Consider the following 21,891-nt stretch of genomic DNA (forward strand, 5'->3'; position numbering starts at 1 on the left):
CGTGCGTGGTATTGGAAAAAACCGTATATGAAAGCGCTCGCCGCGCATGTATACAGATAAAAATGTTAGCGCTATCCAGGCTATAGCAACTGCCGCGGCCAGGCTTGGGGATTTTACTGGTACGCAGGTAAATGGAGACGGTGCAGCGGGGGCTGCGCACGCTCCATCCATCGAGAGGGGGAGACATGAAGAGGAACAGCCAAGAGCTGCTGCTGGGCGGAACGCGCGCGCGCGGAAATCGTCGGTTTCGCGAGACGCGGCTTGCCGCCGCGATCGCGCTGGGCATGGCGCTGGTAGGTGCGCCATGCCTGACACAGGCACAGGACGCCAACACGGATACCGCGGCAACGACCGCGCCCGAGTCGGCGGCGATGGCGCCATCCAAAAAGGACGCGGCGGCCAAGCCGGCCGTGTCGGACATGAGTGCCATCACGGTCACCGGTATCCGCGCCAGCCTGATGTCGGCGCAATCGCTGAAGCAGAACGCCGACCAGATCATCGACTCGGTGACGGCCACGGACATCAACGCGCTGCCCGACCGCAGCGTCACTGAAACCCTGCAGCGCATCAGCGGCGTCACCGTGGATCACTTCCTGGCCGACGACGACCCGAACCATCCGGCGGCCGAGGGCAGCGGCGTGCTGATCCGCGGCCTGCCCTACGTGGGCAGCCTGCTCAACGGCCGCTCCAGCTTCTCGGCCAACAACGGCCGCGCGCTGGGCTTCCAGGACGTGCCGGCGGAATTGATGGCCGGCGTGGACGTGTACAAGAACCCGTCCGCCGAAATCATCGAAGGCGGCATCGGCGGCACGGTGAACCTGCGCACGCGCATGCCGTTCGATACCGGCAAGACCACCGCGTTCTCCTTCGGCATCAACGAAGGCGACATGGCGAAGAAGCACAAGCCGGCGGCCTCGTTCCTGTACAGCAACGTGTGGGAGAGCGACACCTTCGGCAAGTTCGGCGCGTTGTTCGACGTGGCGATCTCCGAGCTGGCCACGCGCAGCGACGGCGTGCAGGTACAGCCCTACGTATTGCGCCCGACCAAGAACGACGGCCCCGACACCTGGTTGCAGGATGCCGACGGCAACTGGCGCAACGACCTCGGCGCCACCGTCGCCGATGGCGCGCCCAATGGCCAGGGCTACGTGCCCGGCGGCGTCAACTGGCGGCGCATGGACATGGATCGTCGCCGCATCGGTCTCTACGGCGGCCTGCAATGGCAGCCTAACGACCGCTGGGAGATTTATTCCCAGTTCTTCCGCTCCAACTACAACCTGCACTGGTCCGAGCACTTCGTGCAGTCCAACGAGGCCAACTTCTACAACCTGCTGCCGGCCGATGGCACCAACTTCACCTATGACGATCGCGGCGTGTTCCAGACCGGCACCGTGACCTCGTCGGCGTGGCGCGGCGACCCGGCACTGGGGCCGTTCGGCAACAACGCGTACTACACGACGAACCGCGATGCCCAGCAGTTCACGCAAACCACCGACTGGTCCAACGGCTTCAAGGTCAACCTCACCGACAACGTGATCCTGAGCGGCGACCTGCAGCTGGCAAAATCCATCAGCAACACGCTGGACTTCACCGTCTACAACCAGATCTACATGCCGCCGCTCCAGCTCGACGTCAGCGGCAGCGTGCCCAGCGTGACGGTCACCGATCCGGCCTACCTGGCCGACGGGCACAACTACATCCTGTGGTCCGCCATGGATCACCTCCAGCACGACTACGGCCTGGAGCGGGCCGCCAAGATCGACCTGGAGGTCAACTTCGACAGTGCGGTGGTGCGCTCGCTGCGCGTGGGTGTCCGTGCCACCAACAACCACCGCTACAGCAACAACACCAACAGCTCGTACAACTGGGGCGCGCTCAACACGCACTGGCTGACGTACAACTCACCCGAGGACCTGGCCCGCGCCGACACCTTGCCGAGCTGGATGCAGTCCTACGAGACGCTGGGCAACTTCTATCGTGGGGATGCGAACGTACCCACCACGCTGTGGTTCCCCAGCAGCGAGCTGGTCAGCAACTACCGCAAGGCGATTCCCGCGTTGCGCTCGCACGCGCTGGAAGGCGGCATCTGGTGCCCGCAGGAAACCACCGACGGGTCCTGCACGCCGGGAAGCCCGATGAGCGACAACAACATGTGGGAGAAGACCCAGGCCATATACGGCTCGCTGTACTTCGGCTCACCGGACGACCGGTTCGACGGTAACGTCGGCCTGCGGCTGGTGCGTACCAGCGTGCGCTCGAACGGCTCGGTCACCTTCCCCTCGCTCTCCAGCGCCTCCGGCGACCTGGGCGATTGGCCGCAGAGCGTGCTCGACGTGATGTTCAGCGGCTTGACCGAACCGATGGAAGGCCACACCAGCTACAAGAACGCACTGCCCAGCCTGAATCTCCGCTACAAGCTCACCGACGACTTGCAGTGGCGCTTTGCCGCCGGGCGCGCCATCACCCGGCCGGCCATCAACCAGCTCAATGCCTATCTGAAAGTGGGCGCTTCGTGGGCGGCAACGCCCGGCGGTCAGTCGACGCTGGCTGGTTGGAAAGCCACGTCCGGCGGCAACCCGGCACTGCGCCCGATGATCTCGGACCAGTTCGACACCTCGCTGGAGTGGTACTTCGCTCCCACCGGGCAGCTCTACACCACGCTGTTCCACAAGAAGCTGAAGAACTACATCGCCGACGAGATCTGGCTGCAGAACATCGCCGGCCAGACCCTGCCGGTCAGCGGCCCGGTGAACGCCGGCGACGGTACGGTGAAGGGCTTCGAGATCGGTTACTCGCAGTTCTTCGACTTCCTGCCGGGCGCCTGGCGCGGCCTCGGCGTGCAGGCGAACTACACCTACCTGAAGAGCTCGCGCATCGCCGGCACCACCTCCTGCGACCCGGACCACAACAACGGCAGCTGCGATGCGGAGTTCATCGTCAACAACCAGCCGTTGCCGATGCAGGGCCTGTCGCCGAAGAGCTACAACTTCACGGCGATGTACGAATACGGCAACTGGTCGGCACGACTGGCCTGGTCGTGGCGTGATCGCTACCTGCTCGCCGAGCAGGATTCGGGCGACACCTACGTGCCGGTGTGGAGCGACAGCTTCGGCCAGCTGGACGGTTCGGTGTTCTTCAACATCAACAAGAACGTCAAGGTCGGGCTCCTGCTCAACAACCTGACGAACGCCAAGACCAAGGTACTGATGGGGCCGTCGACGTACGCCAACAGCGACGTCCGCGACAGCAACCCGACATTGGCGCCGTCCGGCTTCGTGGACCAGAACCGTTACCTGCGCAGCACGTTCGTGAACGATCGTCGTGCCGAAGTGGTGATCCGCGCCACGTTCTGACCCGCCGCACGCTGTTCGCGCCGCCTGCAACGGGGCGCGGACAGTCACGGCGATTGCCGCTTGCCGACGCGTGTGCCGTTCGGCAAGCGGCCTCTTTTCTCCCGATGCATTGCACCGGACCACGGACGCGCGGGGCGACAGCTCCCGCGGCCCGCGCGTGGGCCATCGTCAGCCCGGCAGGCGATGCAGGGGCAGGCTCAGCCCACCACCATGTTCAACAGCAACACGCCGGCCAGGCCGATCAGCGAGATCGTCGTCTCCATCACCGTCCACGACAGGAAGGTCTGCTTCATGGAGAGGTTGAAAAACTCCTTGAACATCCAGAACGCCGAGTCGTTGACGTGCGAGCCGAACACGCTGCCGCAGCCCACCGCCAGCACCATCAGCTCCGGCGACGCGCCGGTGGTGGCGATCAGCGGGCCGACCACACCGGCGGCGGTGAGCACGGCCACGGTGGATGAGCCGATCATCACCCGCAGCAGCGCGGTGGCGATCCAGGCAAACAGCAACGGCGTCATCTGCCAGGTGCGGCTGAGCTCGGCGATGGTGGCGCCCACGCCGCTGTCCACCAGCACCTGCTTGAAGACGCCGCCGGCGGTGATGATCAGCAGGATCACCGAGATGCCGCTGATGGCGGCGTTGAGCCAGCGGGTCTGCGTTTCCAGCGCCGCGCCGCGGCGGTAACCCAGCCAGTAGAACGCGGCCACCGTGGCCAGCAGCAGCGCGATGGTGGGGTTGCCCAGGAACATCAGGGTCTCGCGCAGGATGCCTTTGGGCAGCACGCCGTCGGCCAGTACCGAGAGGCCGATCAGCCATATCGGCGACAGCGCGATCAGGAACGAGCTCCATGCGCCCGGCGGCGACTGGTGGGTGGTGGTCGAGCCGGCAAACAGCTCCAGCATCGGCGGGTTGATCGCCTTCATCCGCCGCGCCAGCCACGGGCCGGCGATCACCACCGCCGGTATCGCCAGCACCACGCCGTACATCAGGGTGTGGCCCATGTCGGCGCCGAAGGTGTTGACCAGGAACACCGGCCCCGGATGCGGCGGCAGGAAGCAGTGGGTGGTGCTGAGCGAGGCCACGGTGGGAATGGCCAGCTGCAGGATCGGCAAGCCGGTGCGCCGCGCCAGCGAGAAGATCAGCGGGATCAGGATGATGAAACCGGCGTTGAAGTACAGCGGGATGCCGACCATGAAACCGGTCAGCAACAAGGCCCACTGGATGTTGCGCAGGCCGAGCGTGGCGACCAGGGTGGTGGCGATCTTCTCCGCCGCGCCGCTTTCCTCCAGCACCTTGCCCAGCACCGCGCCCAGGATGATCACCAGCGCCAGCCCGGCCAGCGTGCTGCCCACGCCGTGGTCGATGGTTTTCAGCAGCTCCTGCGGCGACATGCCCAGCAGCAAGCCCATCGGGATCGCGGTCAGCAGCAGCGACAGGAACGGGCTGACCTTGCGCGCGGTGAGAAAGATCTGCACCGCGATAGCCGCGGCGATGATGAGAAACGTGACCATCCAGTACTCCCCTGGTGCGAACAGCTTCATGCATGACCGCGACGACCTGGGCCGGCGCTACGTGGTGGTGTGCCGGCGCCGGAGCGCCGGCGTGATCGATCAACTGCTGGCTTGCTCCCCGCGTTGCCGTGCCAGCGCCTCGCGTCCCGCGCGCAGCGTTTCCACGATGGCATCCACGTCGTACACGCAGCCGCCCCAGGTACCGCCGCTGGCTTCCTGCAGCGCGGCCCACAGGCGCGTGTCGTCGGGCAGCTTCGGATGCGGTGCGATCGCCGGGTGGATCGCGCGCGTGGCCAGCAAGGCTGTCGCTTGTTCCGGTGGCAACGGTTGTGCCGGGTCGGTGCCGATGAAATCGATCCGGCCCTGCAAGGTGTTGCGATCAATCTCGATGCGTACCAAGTCGCCGTCGCGCAGCCGCCCGATCGGGCCACCGGCCAGCGCTTCCGGCCCCACATGGCCGATGCAGGCGCCGGTGGAGACGCCGGAGAAACGCGCATCGGTCAGCACCGGCACGTGCTTGCCCCAGGGCAGGTATTTCAGCGCGGAAGTGAGCTGGTAGGTTTCCTCCATGCCGGTGCCGGCGGGGCCGCAGCCGGCCAGCACCACCACGTCGCCCGCCACCACCGCACCTTCGCCCTTGCGCTTGATCGCCACGATCGCGTCGTGTTCGGACGCGAACACGCGCGCCGGGCCGGTGTGGCGGTACACGTTGTCGTCGTCGACCACGGTCGGGTCGATCGAGGTGGCCTTGATCACCGAGCCGTCCGGCGCAAGGTTGCCGACCGGGAACACCAGCGCCGAGGTGAGCCCCGCGGCACGGGCCGCGTCCGGGCCCATGATCACGTTGGCCGGATCGATGCCGTCCAGTTCGCGCAGGCGTTCGCGGGCGATGCGGCGTGCGGCGCTGTGTTCCCACCAATCGAGATTCTCGCCGACGGTGCGGCCGCTGACGGTGGGCGCGTCCAGGTGCAGCAGGCCCATCTCGCGCAGGTGCAGCATCACCTCGGGCACGCCGCCGGCCATGAACACCTGCACCGTGGGATGGTGGCGCGGGCCGTTGGGCAGCGCGTCGACCAGGCGCGGCGTGGCGCGGTTGGCGGCGGTCCAGTCGGCCACGGTGGGTGGCGCCAGGCCGGCCGCGTGGGCGATCGCCGGCACGTGCAGCATCAGGTTGGTGGAGCCGCCGAACGCGGCGTGCACCACCAGTGCGTTCTCCAGCGCGTGGCGGGTGAGGATGGCCGACATCGGCGTGCCCGCCTTGACCAGACGCACCAGCGCCAGCGCCGCGCGCCGCGCCATGTCCAGCCACACCGGCTCGCCGGACGGCGCCAGCGCGGTGTGTGGCAGCGCGATGCCCAGCGCCTCGGCGATCACCTGCGAGGTGGCCGCGGTGCCCAGGAACTGGCAACCGCCGCCGGGCGAGCCGCAGGCGCGGCAGCCCATCGCGGCGGCGTGTTGCAGGTCGATCAATCCGTGCGCGTAGCGGGCGCCGATGGTCTGCACCTTGGCGGTGTCCTCGGCGCCGCGCGCGGGCAGCGTCACGCCGCCGGGCACGATCACGCCGGGCAGGTCGCGGCTGCCGGCCAGCGCCATCATCATCGCCGGCAGGCCCTTGTCGCAGGTGGCGATGCCGAGCAGGCCGCGGCGGTTGGGCAGCGAGCGCACCAGCCGGCGCATCGTCATCGCCGCGTCGTTGCGGTACGGCAGGCTGTCGAACATGCCGGTGGTGCCCTGGGTGCGCCCGTCGCAGGGGTCCGAGCACATCACCGAGAACGGCAGGCCGCCTTGCTCGGCCAGCGTCTCGGCCGCCGCGCGCACCAGCTTGTCGATCTCCCAATGACCGGTGTGCAGACCCAGCGCCACCGGGCTGCCGTCGGCGGCGCGCAGGCCGCCCTGGGTGCTGAGGATCAGGTACGGATCGCGCCCGATCTCGCTGGCGCGCCAGCCCATGCCGGCGTTCTGGGTCATGCCGAACAGGTGGCCGCTGGGCGCCTCGCGCAGGGTGGTGTCATCGACCGGCAAACTGCCGGCCGGGCCTTCGCCGGAGGTGCGGGTGGTGGTCAGCGGGGTGCCGTCACCCAGGATGGCATCCAGCAAGGCATCGTCACTTTGCACGCCGGCCATCACAGGTCGGCCGTGGTCAACTGCCCGTCAACCAGGCGCACCAGCGAACCGGTGGGGTTGGCGTCGCGCAAGGATGGCGGCAGCCGTTGCTGGCGCACGTGGTCGTAGCTGTGCAGCGCGGCAAAGCGCAGCAGCGAGGCCGGGATGCCGACGGCGGTAAAGCCGGGATGCCCGGTGGACGGGAACGGGCCGCCGTGGTTCTGCGCGGGCGACACCGCCACGCCGGTGGGCATGCGGTCGTTGATCAGGCGGCCGACGCGGTGGCGCAGCGCCGGGGCCAGCGCGTCGTACTCGGCATCGTCGGCGCCAGCGGTGTCGCTGTAGATGGTGCCGGTGAGGTTGCCTTCCAGCGCCTGCGCGATCTGCAGCAACTGCGCCTGCGACTCGGCCAGCACCAGCAGGCTGACCTGGCCGAAGGCCTCGTTCTGCAGCGCACGCGGCGCCTCGACGAAGCGGCTGCCGGACACCTTCAGCAAGGTCGGCTGGAACGCGTAACCGGCGCTGTCGGTGGCGATCTCGCCGCCGGCCAGCAGCTCGGCGCCGGCGTCGCGCAGCGCGTTCACCGCCTCGGCCACCAGCTGCGGGCTGCGCGGGGTCAGCAGCACGCCGGCGGGCGTGGCCGCGGTCAGCCGCTGCATTTCCTGCACGAAGGCGTCGGTGTCCGCGCCCGGCGGCAACACCGTCACGCCCGGGCGGGTGCAGAACTGGCCCGCGCCCATCGCGCAGGAGGCGGCCAGCTCGGCGGCGATCGCCGCACCGCGCTCGCGCAGCGCGCCACCCAGCACGAACACCGGGTTGACGCTGGACATCTCCAGGTAGGCCGGCGTGCCGGCCGCGTCGGCGGCGGCCTTGATCGCCATGCCGGCCGGACGGCTGCCGGTGAACGCCACCGCGGCAGTGCGCGGATCGGCCACCACACGCAGCCCCAGCTCGTTGCTGGTGTGGAAGAACATCTGCACCGCGCCCGTCGGCAGGCCGCTGGACTGCAGCGCCTCCAGCGCGGCTTCCGCCAGCAGCTGCGAGGTATGCGGATGGGCCGGGTGGGCCTTGGCGATCACCGGGTTGCCGGCGGCAAAAGCGGCGGCGAAATCACCGCCGGAGACGCCATTGAAGGCGAACGGGAAATTGTTCGGCCCCAGCACCAGCACCGGGCCACCCAACGGGCCGAGTACGGAGCGCAGGTCGGCGGCGGTGTCGATCGTGGGCCGGGCCCAGCTGCCGTCACGCGCGGCCTTGGCGGCCTGGCGCAACTGGCCGGTGGTGCGCGGCAACTCGCCATTGCGCAGGCGCCCTTCGAGCGGCAAGCCGGTTTCGCGATGCGCGGTTTCGACCAGGGCGTCGGCACGCGCCTCGATGGCGGCGGCGTAGGCGTCGAGGAAGGCGCCGATGCGCTCGCCCGGCAACTGCGCCATCTCGGCGGCGGCACGCTGGCCGGCGTCCAGCATCGCGTCTAGATCGGCCCAGCCGGAGATCGGGTAATCGTGCGCGTCCAGCTCCTGCCCCTGCGAGGGATTGAACGCGTGGAAGCTGCCTTCCGGCGCCTGCGCCTGGACCCAGCGGCCGTCGACAAGAATGGGTTGCATGGAAGTGGGATTGCTCATGATACGGGGTTCTCCAGAACCAGACCGCCGATGTCGATGCTCACGACATCGCCGGCCTGCAGGGTGAAAGTTTCATCCGGCACGATGCCGGTACCGGTGAACAGGAAGGCGCCGTGGGGGAAGGTCAGCTCGCGGAACAGGTAGCCGGCCAGTTCCTCCAGCGCGCGCTTGATCTGCGAACTGCGGGTTTCCCCGGCAAATACAACCGCGCCACCGCGGCGGATCTGCAGCGCGATGGCCAGGTCGCGCAGGCTGTCGACCGGGCACAGGCGGATGCCCGGGCCGATCGCGCAGGCGCCGTCGTAGACCTTGGCCTGCGGCAGGTACAACGGGTTTTCGCCCTCGATGCTGCGCGAGGAAACATCGTTGCCCACCGCGTAGCCGCGGATGCCGCCGGCGCTGTCCAGCACCAGCACCAGTTCCGGCTCGGGCACGTTCCAGGCACTGTCCGCGCGCACCCGGATGCCCTGGCCGTGGCCGCTGGTACGCCATCCGCAGGCCTTGAAGAACAACTCCGGCCGCGCCGCCGCATACACCTTCTGGTACACGTCGGCGCTCTGCGACTCCGCCTCGCGCGCCATGCGGCTGCTGAGGTAGGTGACGCCGCTGGCCCAGGCTTCCTGCGCGTCCTCGATCGGCGCCAGCAGGGCGCCATCGGCCGACGCGCCGCGGGCGGCGGAGGCCAGTTGCGCCTGCGCCGCCTCGGCCGGCAAGGCCAGCCAGGCCGACAGGCTGAAATCGACGGGAAGGTAATGGCCGTCCAAAGCCCAACGCGGGCCATCGGCGGTGGTGTGGCGGGTCAGGTTGGCAGGCATCGGAGGCTCCAGGAAATCGGGGTGAGAAAGGTGGGTCAGTTATTCAGCGCGTGCCGCACCGCGTCCGGCGTGGCCGGCGCCAGTGCGGCGTGCGCGGCGCGCAGCGCGGTGGTGAAACGGGTATCGCCGGCCAGCGCGCCGAACACGCCGTCCAGCGCCAGGAAGGCATCGACGTCACCCGTCGCGCCGCAGCGCGCCAGGGTGTCGGCCAGCGGATCGACGATGGCCACGCCGTTGCGCGCCTGGCGCGCCACGAAGTGCAACCAACCCGCGACCGGCAGGCACAAGCGCTCGATCGGCCGGCCCGCGGCCAGCGCCTCGGCGATCGTGCCCAGCAGCCGCACCGGAATTTTTTGCGAACCGTCCCAGGCAATCTGCGCCAGCAGGTGGCGGATGGCCGGATTGCGGAAGCGGGCCAGGATGGCGTCGACATAGGCCTGCGGATCGAAACCCGGCAACGCCGGCAGCGAGGGCACGATGTCCTGGCGCATCAGCCGCTCGATGAAGCCGGCCAGCAACGGCTCGGCCATCGCCGCGGACACCGTCTCCAACTCCATCAGCGAACCGAGATAGGCCAGCGTGGAATGCGGGCCGTTGAGCAGGCGCAGCTTGGCGCGGTCGTAGCCGGCGATGTCGCGGCTGAGGGTGGCGCCGGCGCGCTCGAACGGCGGGCGCTCATTGCAGAAACGGTCCTCGATCACCCACTGCGTATACGCCTCGCGCTGGATCGGCCAAGCATCGACGCAACCCAGTGCGTCGGCCACGCGCTGGCGCAGCGCGTCGTCGGTGGCGGGGGTGATGCTGTCCACCATCGAACAGGGGAACGCCACCTCGGCCTCGATCCACGCCGCCAGCTCCGCATCGACACGCGCCGCGTATTGCAACGCGGCGCGGCGCAGGCGATGACCGTTGCCGGCGAGGTTGTCGCAACTGAGCACGGTGTACGGTGCGATGCCGCGGGCACGCCGTTCGCGCAAACCGGCGACGACGTAGCCGATGGCGCTGCGCGGTGTCTGCGGCGCGGCGAGGTCGTGCGCGATGTCGGGGTGGGCGAGATCCAGATCCTCACCGGCGAGGCAGTAGCCCTTCTCGGTGATGGTCAGCGTGACCAGCTTCACCGCCGGCTCGGCCAACCGCGCCAGCACGGCGGCCTGGTCTTCGCTGGCCACCAGCAGTTCGCGGATCGCGCCGATCACCCGCAGCGAGGTTTGTTCGCCCAGCAAGGCCAGCGTGTACAGGCCGTCCTGCGGGCGCAGCGCGTCGCGCACGCCGGCGCTGTGCAGGGAAACACCGCAGATGCCCCAATCGGGGTGATCGGCGAGCAGGTCGTCGACATACACCGCCTGGTGCGCGCGGTGGAACGCGCCGGGGCCGAGGTGCACGATGCCGACGCGCACGGCGGCCAGGTCGTAGTTCGGGCGGATCACCGTGGCCGGCAACGTCGGCAACACGGCAGCGGACAAGCGTGCAGCCGGTGCCTTCAACGCCGCACCTCGAAACCTTCCTGGGCAAGAAGCGCGAGCATGTCGGCCTCGCGCAGCAGGTTCACGTCGCCGAGCACCGAGTGCTTGAGGCTGGCGGCAGCGATGGCGAAATCCAGCGCGTCCTGCTCGCCCATGTCGCGCAGCAGGCCGTGCAGCAAACCCGCGGCGAAGGCGTCACCGCCACCGATGCGATCCACGATGCGGGCGAGGCGATGCGTCCGCGTGGTCAGCACCTGCTGGCGCGTGGCCAGCAGGCCGCTGAGGTCATGCGTGTCCACGTCCAGGTGGCGCCGGTCGGTAGCGGCCATCAGGCGCAGTTGTGGGAACGTGGCGAAGGCCAGCTCGGCCGCCGCACGGAAACGTTGTTGGGCATCGCCCTGGTCGAACGTCGCACCCAGGATCAATGCGATGTCGCGCTCGTTGCCGAACACCAGCTCGGCCTCGGCCAACACCTCGCGCAGCAGCGCCGGGGCCTGTGCCGCCCGCGCCCCCCACAGCTTGCTGCGGTAATTGCAGTCGAACGAGACGCTGACGCCGGCATCGCGTGCCGCACGCACGGCGGCCAATGCCGACTGCGCGCTGGCATCGCCCAGGGCCAGGTTGATGCCTGACAGGTGCAACCAGCGGGCACCATCGAGCAGGCGTGGCCAGTCGTGCGCCGTGGCCGCGGTGCATGCGAACGCCGAACCGGCGCGGTCGTAGACCACTTCGGTAGGGCGCTGCATGGCACCGGGTGCGATGAAATAGACGCCCATACGGCCATCCGCAAAACGGAGGCCGGCTGTGTCCACGCCATGACGCCGCAGTTCGGCGGCGCAGGCGTGGCCGATGGCGTTGTCCGGCAGTGCGGTCACCATGGCGCTGCGGTGACCGAGGATGGCCAGCGAGGCGGCGACATTCGCCTCCGCGCCGCCGAAGCGTGCGTCGAGGTGCGGGGACTGCAGCAGCAGCTCCTGCCCCGGCGGCGACAGGCGCAACAGCAGTTCGCCGAAACAGACGACGCGGCTTTCGCCGCGCGTCTGCCGTGGTGCATTGGACATCATCAAGCCGGCGACTCAGTTGACGGTGAAGGATTGCGTGGCACGAATGTCCGCACTGGAGGCACCGATCTGCACTTCATAACGTCCCGCGTCGACGGCGTAGGCCGCCTTCTTGGTGTCGTAGTAACGCAGGTCGGTGGCCGGTGAAACGTCGAACGACACTTCACGCGTCTGCCCCGGTTCCAGGGTGATGCGCTGGATGCCGCGAAGGTCCTTGTTCGACCGTTCGTGCGGCGTGCCGACCCCGCGCAGGTAGAGCTGCACCACTTCGTCGCCGGCGCGCTTGCCGGCGTTGTGCACCTTCACCGTGACGTGCAGCTTGTCGTCCTTGCCGATCTTGTCGTGGTTGAGCTTCAGATCCGCATAGGTGAACTTCGTGTACGACAGGCCGTAGCCGAACGGGTACAGCGGCTCGCCCTTGAAGTAGCGGTAGGTGCGGCCGTCCATGCGGTAGTCGTCGAACGCGGGCAGCTTTTCGCTGGCCTTGTAGAACGTCACCGGCAGGCGGCCGGCCGGATCGGCGTTGCCGAACAGTACGTCGGCCACGGCGTTGCCGCCGCGCTGGCCGGGGTACCACGCCAGCAGCACGGCGGGCAGGTGCTGGTTGGCCCAGTCCACCGCCAGTGCGGAGCCGCTGGTGAGCACCAGCACCACCGGCTTGCCAGTGGCTTCGAGTGCCTGCAGCAGCTTGCGCTGGGTGGCGGGCAGGCGCAGGTCGGTGCGGTCGCCACCGGCGAAGCCCGGGTAGTTCACCCGCATTTCCTCACCTTCCACGTCGCTGGTGAGGCCACCGGCGAAGACCACCACGTCGGCATCCTTCGCCGCATCGAGCGCGGCCTGGAACGGCGCCTTGGCGCCAGGCATGCGCCAGGCCAGGCGCACGCCGGCATCGCGTTCCAGTTCCTTGTATTCCACGCGGATGTCGTAGGCGTGGCCACCTTCCAGCTTCAGCTTGACCTGGGTGGCGGTGAGGTTGTCGGCCCGTTCCCAGCGGTCGATCACCGGCTTGCCGTCCAGGTAAACGCGCACGCCGTCGTTGGCGGCCGCTTCCAGCACGTAGTCACCGCTCACCGGCGGCAGCAGCTGGCCGCTCCAGCGGATGGAGAAGTTGTCGCTGGGCACCGCCTGGTCCGGCTGGGCTTCGCCACGGGCGAGCAGGTTGTCGGTGGGCGAGCCGCGATCCCAGTTGAAGCCGATCACCGGGTCCACCCGCACCAGCGCGGGCGTGCCGGACAGGTCGGTGTTGCGGAAATACTCGCCGCGCAGGCCGCGCTCGGCATCGCCGGCGGACGGGCGCAGGTATTGCGCCTCCACCAGCGGCATGCCGGTGGGATCGCTGCGGCCTTCCACGAGATCGACGCCGCGCGCGTACACCACCTTCGCCTGCGGCGCGGCCTCGCGGATGCCGCGCAGGATCGTCACCGGGTCGGCCGGCGTGCCGTGGTAGTTGCCCACCAGGGCCATGGTGTCGTCGGCGGTGGGGCCGATCACCGCGATGTGCTTGACGTCGCGCGACAACGGCAGCACGCCGTCGTTCTTCAGCAGCACCATCGATTCGACGGCAGCGCGGCGCGCCAGCGCATCGTGCTGCGGCGACTGGTTCACCGAATACGGCACGTCGGACCACGGCACCTTGCTGGCCGGGTCGAACATGCCCAGGCGCATGCGCGCCTGCATCAGGCGGGTGAGCGCGACGTCGATTTCGCTTTCCTTGATGAGGCCGTCGTGCACGGCCTTGACCAGGGCGGCGTACTCGGTGCCGCAGTCCAGGTCCACGCCGTTCTTCACCGCCAGCGCACTGGCCGCCTCGACGGTGTCGACCACCTTGTGGTGCTTGTAGATGTCCTCCACCGCGCCACAGTCGGAGACCACGTAACCCTTGAAGCCCCAGTCCTTGCGCAGGATCTGTTCCAGCAGGCGCGGGCTGCCGGTGGCGGGCTCGCCGTTGACGCGGTTGTAGGCGCTCATCACCGCATCGACGTCGGCCTCCTGCACCAGCGTCTGGAACGCGGGCAGGTAGGTTTCGTAGAGGTCGCGCTCGCTGGGATGCACGTCGAAATGGTGGCGGTCGGCCTCCGGCCCGCTGTGCACGGCGAAGTGCTTGGCGGTGGCGTCCAGCTTGCGATATTTGGCGTCATTGCCCTGCAGGCCGGTGACGAAGGCCACGCCCATGCGCTCGGTGAGGTAAGGGTCCTCGCCGTAGGTTTCCTGGCCGCGGCCCCAGCGTGGGTCGCGGAAGATGTTGATGTTGGGCGACCAGTAGGTGAGGCCCTCGTAGCGGCCGTGGCTGTCCTTGCGCTGGAACTCGTTGTACTTGGCGCGCGCCTCGTCGCTGATGGCGGTGGCCACCTCATGCATCAGCGGCACGTCGAACGTGGCCGCCAGGCCGATCGCCTGCGGGAACACGGTGGCCTGGCCCGCGCGCGCCACGCCGTGCAGGCCCTCGTTCCACCAGTCGTACGCGGCCACGCCCAGGCGCGGGATCGCCGGCGCGGTGTTCTGCATCTGCGCGGCCTTTTCCTCCAGCGTCATGTGCGCGACGAGGTCGGCGGCGCGATCGTGGAAGCTGCGGCTGAGATCACGATAGACCGGTGTGGACGCGGCCGACGACGTTGCGTCGGCGTGGCCCTCCGCATGCAAGGGGAACACGGGCGAAACCAGGGCCATGCCCAGAGCCACCGCCATTGTCGTGCGGAACATGCCGCGCCACGCCTGTCGCTTCGCCATAGTCATCGTTCCCTTTTGCGTTTTCATTGGTTGTCGAGTCGACGCGCATACGGACCCACCGTCGCGCCGATGAATCCGCCTGCCACATCGGTACTGAGCAGCGTGCCGTCCGCCTGGCGTTCGAGCCACTTCCAGCCCGACCCGTCATCGTAGGCGAAACCGTAGGCTTTGCCGTCACCGCTGATCTTCAACGTCAACTTGCCCACGTTGGCTGGCAGGACCACGCTGTCGACGACAGCCTTGTGGTCGCCGCGATGCACCCGCAGCGACAGCCGCAGGTGATCGCCCTCGTGCCTGACGCCGAACGCGTACCAGTAGTGCTCGTTCTGGTACGCCGCGATACCCGCCTCGACGCCCGCAGCCGGCACCGCCAGCGCGGTGCTGGCGTCGAACGCCAGGTGTTGCTGGCGGCGGGCCAGGTAGGACGGATTCTTCAGCGTGTCCAGATCCTGCGCCAGCGGATGGATGGCCAGCTTGCCGGGATGCGAGGACAGATCCGCCCACGATTGCTTCGGCGTGCGCGCGAACAGCCACTCGCTGCCCAGCGTGGTGCTGTCGAAATCATCGCGCGCGTCGAAGTTGCCGCTCAACGGCGCCTGCGAGGCATTGCGCTGCATGAAGGCCGGCCCCTTCACCACCTGCGGAATCGCCTGGCCGTGGGGCAGGATGATCGGCCAGTCGTCCTTCCATTCCACCGGCAGCAGATAGGTCTCGCGGCCGGTGTTGTAGTGCGTGCCGTCATAGGCGCGGCTGGCCAGGAACACCGCCCACCAGCTGCCGTCGGCGGCTTCCACCAAGTCGGCGTGCCCGGCATTGGTGATCGCATTGGCGCGATCGGCGGGCAGGTCGCGCTGGGTGAGGATCGGGTTGCCCTCGTACGGCACATACGGGCCCCACACCGAACGACTGCGGAACACCACTTCGGAATGTTGCGGGCCGGTGCCATCCTCGGCGCACATCAGGTAATACCAGCCATTGCGCTGGTAGATGTGCGGGCCTTCGATCCAGATCGGTTTCCTCGCGAGGTCAGTGCCGCCGTTGATGATGACCTGGCGTTTCCCCACCGGTTTCAGCGAAACCGGATCGAACTGCCGCAGCCAGATCGCGCGATGGCCTTCGTACAACGGCTTGCCCTCGGGCTCGTCGTTGTTGAGCAGGTAGGCCTTGCCGTCCTTGTCGAAAAACAGCGACGGATCGATGCCGCCCACGCCCTTCAGCCACACCGGATCGGACCACGGGCCGGCAGCGCTTTTCGCGGTGCTGACAAAATTGCCGCCGCTGTCCACCGCGGTGTTGACCACGTAGAACGTGCCGTCATGATGGCTGATCGCGGGCGCGAACACGCCGCGCGACATGTTCAAGCCATCGAAGTCCAGCGTGGTCGGTTTGTCGATCACGTGGCTGACGGGTTTCCAGTGCACCAGGTCCTTGCTCTCGAACACGGGGATGCCCGGGTAGTAGGCAAAGCTGGAATTGACCAGGTAAAACGTGTCATCCACCCGCACCACACTGGGGTCCGGATAGAAGCCGGCCAGCACGGGGTTGCGGAAGTGGCCGGCCGGCAGCGGCTGCTCGAACGCGCGGTCGTGGCCCTGGTAATCGAACCAGTCGAACAGCACCGGCTCGGCCGCCTGGGCCGCCATGCCGCAGCTGGCCAGCAGGCACAGCAGCAACGCCTTGAATGATCGTGTCGGCATCGTCATCACCAGTTCCACATCGCGCCGTCTTCCAGGCGCGCGATCGGCAGTTGCTTGGGCTGGTACGGGTATTTCGCGGCCAGCTTCTCGTCGATGGTGACGCCGTGTCCGGGCGTGTCGCCCACGTGCAGGCGGCCGTTGCGCAGGACGTAGTCATGCGGGAACACCGCATCGGTCTCGTCGGTGTGGAACATGTATTCCTGGATGCCGAAGTTGGGCACCCAAGTATCGAAGTGCAGCGCCGCGCCCATCGTCACCGGCGACAGGTCGGTGGCCCCGTGGAAACCGGTGCGCACGCCGTGCAGCCCGGCGAAGTCGGCCAGCCGGCGCAGGTGGGTGATGCCGCCGCCGTGCACGATGGTGGTGCGGATGTAGTCGATCAGCTGGTTCTCGATCAGGTGCTTGCAGTCCCAGATCGAGTTGAACACCTCGCCCACCGCCAGCGCCGTCACCGAGTGCTGGCGGATCAGCTCGAACGCTTTCTGGTCTTCGGCCGGGGTGGCGTCCTCCAGCCAGAACAGGCGGTACGGCTCCAACGATTTGGCCAGCCGCGCGGCCTCGATCGGCGTGAGGCGATGGTGGGCGTCGTGCAGCAATTCCACCTCGGCGCCGTGGTCGGCACGCAGCTGTTCGAACAGCTTCGGCACCACGCCCAGGTAGCGCGGGGTGTTCCAGGTGGTTTCCAGCGGCAGCTCGCTCTCGGCCGGCTCGTAGCCCTTCGCGCTGGAGACGCCGTAAGCCTTCTTGATGCCCGGCACGCCGCACTGCGCGCGCACCGCCAGGAAGCCCTGCTCGATAAACCGGCCCACCGCGTCGGAGGCCTCGGCGATGTCGCGGCCATTGGCGTGGCCGTAGACCAGCGCGCCTTCGCGCGAGCGGCCGCCCAGCAACTGGTAGATCGGCATCCCCGCCATCTTGCCCAGGATGTCCCACAGCGCCACGTCCACCGCGGCGATCGCGCTCATCGTCACCGGGCCGCGCCGCCAGTAGGCGCCGCGGTAGAGGAACTGCCAGATGTCCTCGATCTGGCCGGCGTCGCGGCCGATCAGGTTGGGCACCACGTGATCCTGCAGGTACGACGCCACCGCCAGCTCGCGGCCGTTGAGCGTGGCGTCACCGAGACCCTCGACGCCCGAGCGGGTGACGATCTTCAGGGTGACGAAGTTGCGCCCCGGACAGGTGACGATGACTTTCGCCTCGACGATTTCGCGATCGTGCGAGGAACCGCGGGTAGGAGTTTCGTTTGTGTTGCTCACGGGGATGTCCTCGGGATCGGGTTCAGTGCGGGGAAGAGGTGATATCGAGCTGGAACGGCACGGCGGGCAGGCCCGCTTCGTCGTACAGCGTGCAGAACGGGCTGTCGGCCCAGCAGTAGCGCACGCGGGCGATGCCGTGGGCGGGCGGCGTGTCCAGATGCAGCAGCACCTTGCCGTCGCGCAGGTCGGCATCGGCGTAGCTGCAGCTATTGGCCTGCGTGCCGCACAGCTCGAAGCCGACGGGATGATTCGAACTGTAGGCCACCAGCTTGCCGGTGACATCGCGGAAGCTGACCGCGACGGTGTCACCCTCGCGCGTGGCGGCGACGGGCAGCGGGCCGGATGGCGGCAGCGATTCGCCATAGACCACATGCCGTGCGGCGCGGGCCAGGCGGCGGCCCAGCTCCTGCTTGTTGGCCGGATGGATGTCGTAGCGTTCGCCAATATCCACGGCCACGGCCAGCCCCGAGTGCGGGTCTTCGGCGGCCACCAGACGCTCTGCCTCGCGTACCCCGGCCCAGCCGCTTTCCGCTGGCTTGGTGGGTGCGGGGCCGTAGCTGGAAAGTTGCACGATCAGCAGCGGCAGCTTGGCCCCGAACTGGGCGCGCAGATCATCGCGATAGGCTTCCAGCAGGCGGCGGTATTGGTCCGCCTCGCCGGTGTTGGATTCGCCCTGGTACCACAGCGCGCCACGGAACGCGTAGTGACCCAGCGGCGCGATCATGCCGTTGTAGAGCGTGGTCTTGCCCGAGACCGTCAACCATGGCGCCAGTGGCGGCGTGCCGATGTCCCTGGGTACCTCGCGATACTGCCAGCCGTTGGTGTCGAGCGGCACCGAACTGCCATCGGCGAATTTCAGTACGCGCGTGTCGGAGGGCCCCATCATGCCGCCCGCCAGATAGGTGTTGAGATCGTTGATCACGATCAGATTCTTGCCGGCATGCAACAGGCCGTGCGGCAGCCGATAAATGCGTGGGCTGCCGCCGTAACTGCTGCTGCCCACCCCGCGGCCATTCACCCAGGTCTGGTCGATCTCGTCCACGTTGCCGATCGCCAGCGTGGCGTCCTGCGCAGCCTGCTGTTTGGTCAAGGTCACGGTGGTGCGGTACCACAGCATGCCGGTGTAGCTGGCCAGCTCGGGCACACCCCAGGTTTGGTAATCGACCAGGGTTTTCGGCGCTGCTTTCCAGCCGGTATCGGAAGCCGCAGGGTTCCACGGCTCGTCGCCTTTCTTCACTTGTGGCTGGCGGCTCCACCACTTCACCCAGAACGTGCCCCACTGCGCGGCGGCGGCCTGCGGATCCTTGGCGTGCAACGCCAGCGTGTCGAGTGCTTCGTCGTAGCCGCCCACTTTGCGCAGTGCCTGCGCGCTCAGCCACGGCTCGATGCGCGAGCCGCCGAGGGAGGCGTTGATCAAGCCCATCGGCACGTCCACGGTCTTCTGCAATTCGCGCGCGAAGTAGTAGCAGGTGGCGGAGAAATCCGGCACGTTTTGCGGCGTGGTCGACTTCCATTGCACCGGTGCGGCGAAATGATCCTGCGGCGCCGATGCGCCGGTCTGCGGCACGGTGAGCATGCGGATGCGGTCGTTGTTGGCGCCGCTGGTTTCGCTGTTCAAGTTCAACGTACGGCGTACCTGCAACTCCATGTTGGACTGGCCACTGCACAACCACACATCGCCGACGAGAATGTCCTTGGCCGTCTGGCTGCTGCCGTCGGCCGCGGTCACGCTCAGCGTGTACGGGCCACCGGCCGGCAAGGCCGGCAGCGAAGCCTGCCAGTGACCGTCGGCGCCGGCGCGGCTGCTGACGGTCTTGCCGTCGAGCGCGATCTTCAGCGATTCACCCGGGCTGGCCTGGCCCCACACCGGAATCGCCCGGTCGCGCTGCACCACCGCGTGATCCTGGAACAACGGGTCCAGCAGCGGCTTGTCCGCCGCCTGTGCGACGGATACCGCCAGCAGGCTGCAGGGCGCCAGCAGCAGGCAGGCGAGGCGGAGGGTCTTGGTGCCGATGGGCGGGCGTGTGGTTGCCATGGTCAGTGTCCCGGTGCGTAGGGAAAGGAAAGGCTCTTGTAGTAATCCAGCGTATGCGCGGGCGGCGCGTAGCCGGCCGGCAGGGGCAGATGGTTGAGGCTTTGCCAGTAGGCGATGCTGGCGTCGCGCCACCATTGCGCCTCGTTCTGCTGGATGGCCAGGAACGCGGCGGTCTGGGCGTAGCGCTGTGCATCGATGCGGCCATCCAGCGATTTCCAGGTGGCGCGCATCTGTTTCACCTCGTCCACGCCGTGGCTGTAATGCATCACCAGCTCGTCCCACAGCGTGTGGCCGGAGCGCATGCGGTAATCCCACGGCAGGTGGTGGAACCACAGCAGGTAGGCGTCGGGCGTCGATTTCAGATCGTTGAATTCCGCGGCCACCGGCGGCGCGTACTGGTCCACCGCGTCGCTGCCCTTGCGGGTGCGGTCGAAGCCGATGCCATTCTTGTCGGCGCGGTGGTAGTAAACCGGGTTCCAGTCGGCACGCGGCAGGCTGTCGTCCCACGGCGCGGGGCCGTAGTGATGGCCGGCGCCCATCAGGTGCGCCAGGCCCAACGGCGTCATGTAATCCACCGCCGCTTCGCGCGAGGCCATCATCATGCCCACGATGGGCTTGGCCACCGCGTCGTCGGGGGCGAAGGTCATGCGCGCCCAGTCGTCGGCGACGGCGCGGGCGGACTGTGTCGGGTCCCATGCCAGGCGGCCGAACGCATACCAGTTGGCCTGGTCGAACACCGAGCCGCTCCAGTCGCGGTCGGTGCCGATGTTGGCCACGCCGGCCATGCCGGTCAGCGTATGGCCGTCCAATTGACCGTCGACCACCTTGGCCACGGTGGAACCCTTGCCCTTGGCGTAGGTGTCGGCGCGCAGCACTTCCTCCCACAGCGGGCCGAGGTAGACCAGATGCGTGGCGAAGCCCAGGTATTCCTTGGTGATCTGGAACTCCATCATCAGCGGCGTCTTCGGCATCGCGCCGAACAGCGGGCTGAACGGCTCGCGTGGCTGGAAATCCAGCGGGCCGTTCTTCACCTGCAGCAGCACGTTGTCGCGGAACGTGCCGTCCAGCGGCTTGAACTCGTTGTAGGCCTGCTTGGTGCGGTCGTCGAGGTCGTGCTCGGAGTAGACGAAGGCGCGCCACATCACGATGCCGCCGTGCGGCGCCAGCGCGTCGGCCAGCATGTTGGCGCCGTCGGCGTGGGTGCGGTGATAGTCCTGCGGGCCGGGCTGGCCTTCGGAGTTGGCCTTGACCAGGAAGCCGCCGAAGTCGGGGATCACGCGATAAATCTCGTCAGCCTTGTCGCGCCACCACTGGCGCACGGCCGGGTCGAGTGGATCGGCCGTCTTCAGGCCACCGATCTCGATCGGCGCGCTGAAACGCGCACTGAGATACACGCGGATACCCCACGGGCGGAACACCCCGGCCAGCGCCGCCACTTTCTTCAGGTAGGCGGGCGTAAGCACCAGCGGATCGGCGTTGACGTTGTTGAGCACGGTGCCGTTGATGCCGACGGAGGCATTGGCGCGGGCGTAATCGGCGTAGCGCGGGTCGAGGTAACCGGGCAGTTTCCACCAGTCCCAGATCGAGGCGCCGGCATAGCCGCGCTCCACGCTGCCGTCGAGGTTGTCCCAGTGATCGAGCACGCGCAACTTCACCTGCGGCCGGTCGCGCAGGTCCAGGCTGGTGGCCGGATGCCCTGTCTGCAGCAGGCGCAGGAAGCGGAAGCTGCCGTACAGCACGCCGATGTCGTCGTTGCCGACAATCGCCGTGGCGGGGTGGCCGTTCACCACCACGCTCTTGATCAGGTAGCCCTCGCGCCCCAGCTCGCGGGTGTCCAGGTGCAGGCCGGCCACCACGGGTGACGAGGCGGGTGTGCCGACGATCAGCGCGCCATCGCGGCTGACTGCGCCCGACAGTTCCGGCGTCTTGCCGAGAAGGCCGCCCAAGCCACGGACGAGTTCGCCGCTGGCCGCCTTCGCGGTCGGCGAGCCTTGCCCTGCGACCAGTTGCACGGCCTGGCGGGTATCGATACCTGCCGGCGCGGTGGCGAGCGCGTGGTAGCGCAGCCACAGATCATGGCCGTCCTCGGCGTGGGCGCGCCCGGCGCCCAGGCATGCGAACAGCACCGCCAGACCCGTGACCAGCAGGCGCGAGCCAACGCCCGAACGGCTACGATTCAACCCCCAAAGCCTGCGCCATGAACGATGATTGGCATCACAACAGAATGTTATCGCTAACATATGCAAAC

At 68.0% G+C, this 21,891-nt stretch carries 12 protein-coding genes; 1 reads left to right on the forward strand and 11 read right to left on the reverse strand.

Translation table 11 applies throughout. The features are described from left to right. The first annotated feature begins 185 nt into the window (after nt 1-185). Nucleotides 186-3,353, forward strand: a complete 3,168-nt coding sequence (locus ASD22_RS11350) for a TonB-dependent receptor (protein WP_056083164.1) — start codon at nt 186-188, stop codon at nt 3,351-3,353. Between the two features lie 197 nt (nt 3,354-3,550). On the opposite strand, the gene ASD22_RS11355 is transcribed toward ASD22_RS11350, so the two are convergent. The 11 genes from ASD22_RS11355 to ASD22_RS11405 all read right to left on the reverse strand — a co-directional run bounded on the left by ASD22_RS11355 (nt 3,551) and on the right by ASD22_RS11405 (nt 21,775). Beyond that, complete coding sequence (locus tag ASD22_RS11355; protein ID WP_056084228.1) at nt 3,551-4,864, reverse strand: gluconate:H+ symporter; 1,314 nt, start codon at nt 4,862-4,864, stop codon at nt 3,551-3,553. A 99-nt stretch (nt 4,865-4,963) separates the two neighbouring features. After that, the gene (locus ASD22_RS11360) at nt 4,964-6,988 is read right to left on the reverse strand and encodes a YjhG/YagF family D-xylonate dehydratase (RefSeq protein ID WP_056083166.1); all 2,025 of its coding nucleotides are present in this window, start codon (nt 6,986-6,988) and stop codon (nt 4,964-4,966) included. Then, nucleotides 6,988-8,589: an aldehyde dehydrogenase family protein gene (locus ASD22_RS11365; RefSeq protein WP_056083169.1), complete on the reverse strand. Its 1,602-nt coding sequence runs from the start codon at nt 8,587-8,589 to the stop codon at nt 6,988-6,990. Before ASD22_RS11365 ends, ASD22_RS11360 begins: the two co-directional genes overlap by 1 nt. Beyond that, a complete protein-coding gene (locus ASD22_RS11370; RefSeq protein ID WP_056083172.1) occupies nt 8,586-9,404 on the reverse strand; it encodes a fumarylacetoacetate hydrolase family protein in 819 nt (272 codons plus the stop codon). Before ASD22_RS11370 ends, ASD22_RS11365 begins: the two co-directional genes overlap by 4 nt. 35 nt (nt 9,405-9,439) lie before the next feature. Further along, a complete protein-coding gene (locus ASD22_RS11375; RefSeq protein ID WP_056083175.1) occupies nt 9,440-10,888 on the reverse strand; it encodes a mannitol dehydrogenase family protein in 1,449 nt (482 codons plus the stop codon). Further along, a complete protein-coding gene (locus ASD22_RS11380) occupies nt 10,885-11,931 on the reverse strand; it encodes a sugar kinase (RefSeq protein ID WP_056083178.1) in 1,047 nt (348 codons plus the stop codon). The genes ASD22_RS11375 and ASD22_RS11380 overlap by 4 nt, the downstream gene beginning before the upstream one ends. Nucleotides 11,932-11,943: 12 nt before the next feature. Further along, complete coding sequence (locus ASD22_RS11385; protein WP_056084231.1) at nt 11,944-14,595, reverse strand: glycoside hydrolase family 3 C-terminal domain-containing protein; 2,652 nt, start codon at nt 14,593-14,595, stop codon at nt 11,944-11,946. An 83-nt stretch (nt 14,596-14,678) separates the two neighbouring features. Then, nucleotides 14,679-16,298, reverse strand: a complete 1,620-nt coding sequence (locus tag ASD22_RS11390) for a glycoside hydrolase family 43 protein (protein ID WP_235577635.1) — start codon at nt 16,296-16,298, stop codon at nt 14,679-14,681. A 59-nt stretch (nt 16,299-16,357) separates the two neighbouring features. Then, a complete protein-coding gene (gene manD, locus ASD22_RS11395; RefSeq protein ID WP_056083181.1) occupies nt 16,358-17,608 on the reverse strand; it encodes a D-mannonate dehydratase ManD in 1,251 nt (416 codons plus the stop codon). Nucleotides 17,609-17,630: 22 nt separating this feature from the next. Beyond that, nucleotides 17,631-19,643: a sialate O-acetylesterase gene (locus ASD22_RS11400; RefSeq protein WP_082520234.1), complete on the reverse strand. Its 2,013-nt coding sequence runs from the start codon at nt 19,641-19,643 to the stop codon at nt 17,631-17,633. Nucleotides 19,644-19,645: 2 nt separating this feature from the next. Next, nucleotides 19,646-21,775, reverse strand: coding sequence for an alpha-glucuronidase family glycosyl hydrolase (locus ASD22_RS11405; RefSeq protein WP_156459022.1), 2,130 nt, complete (start codon nt 21,773-21,775; stop codon nt 19,646-19,648). Between the last annotated feature and the right edge of the window lie 116 nt (nt 21,776-21,891).

It is taken from the genome of Rhodanobacter sp. Root480 (assembly GCF_001426645.1).
Lineage (GTDB): Bacteria > Pseudomonadota > Gammaproteobacteria > Xanthomonadales > Rhodanobacteraceae > Rhodanobacter > Rhodanobacter ginsenosidimutans.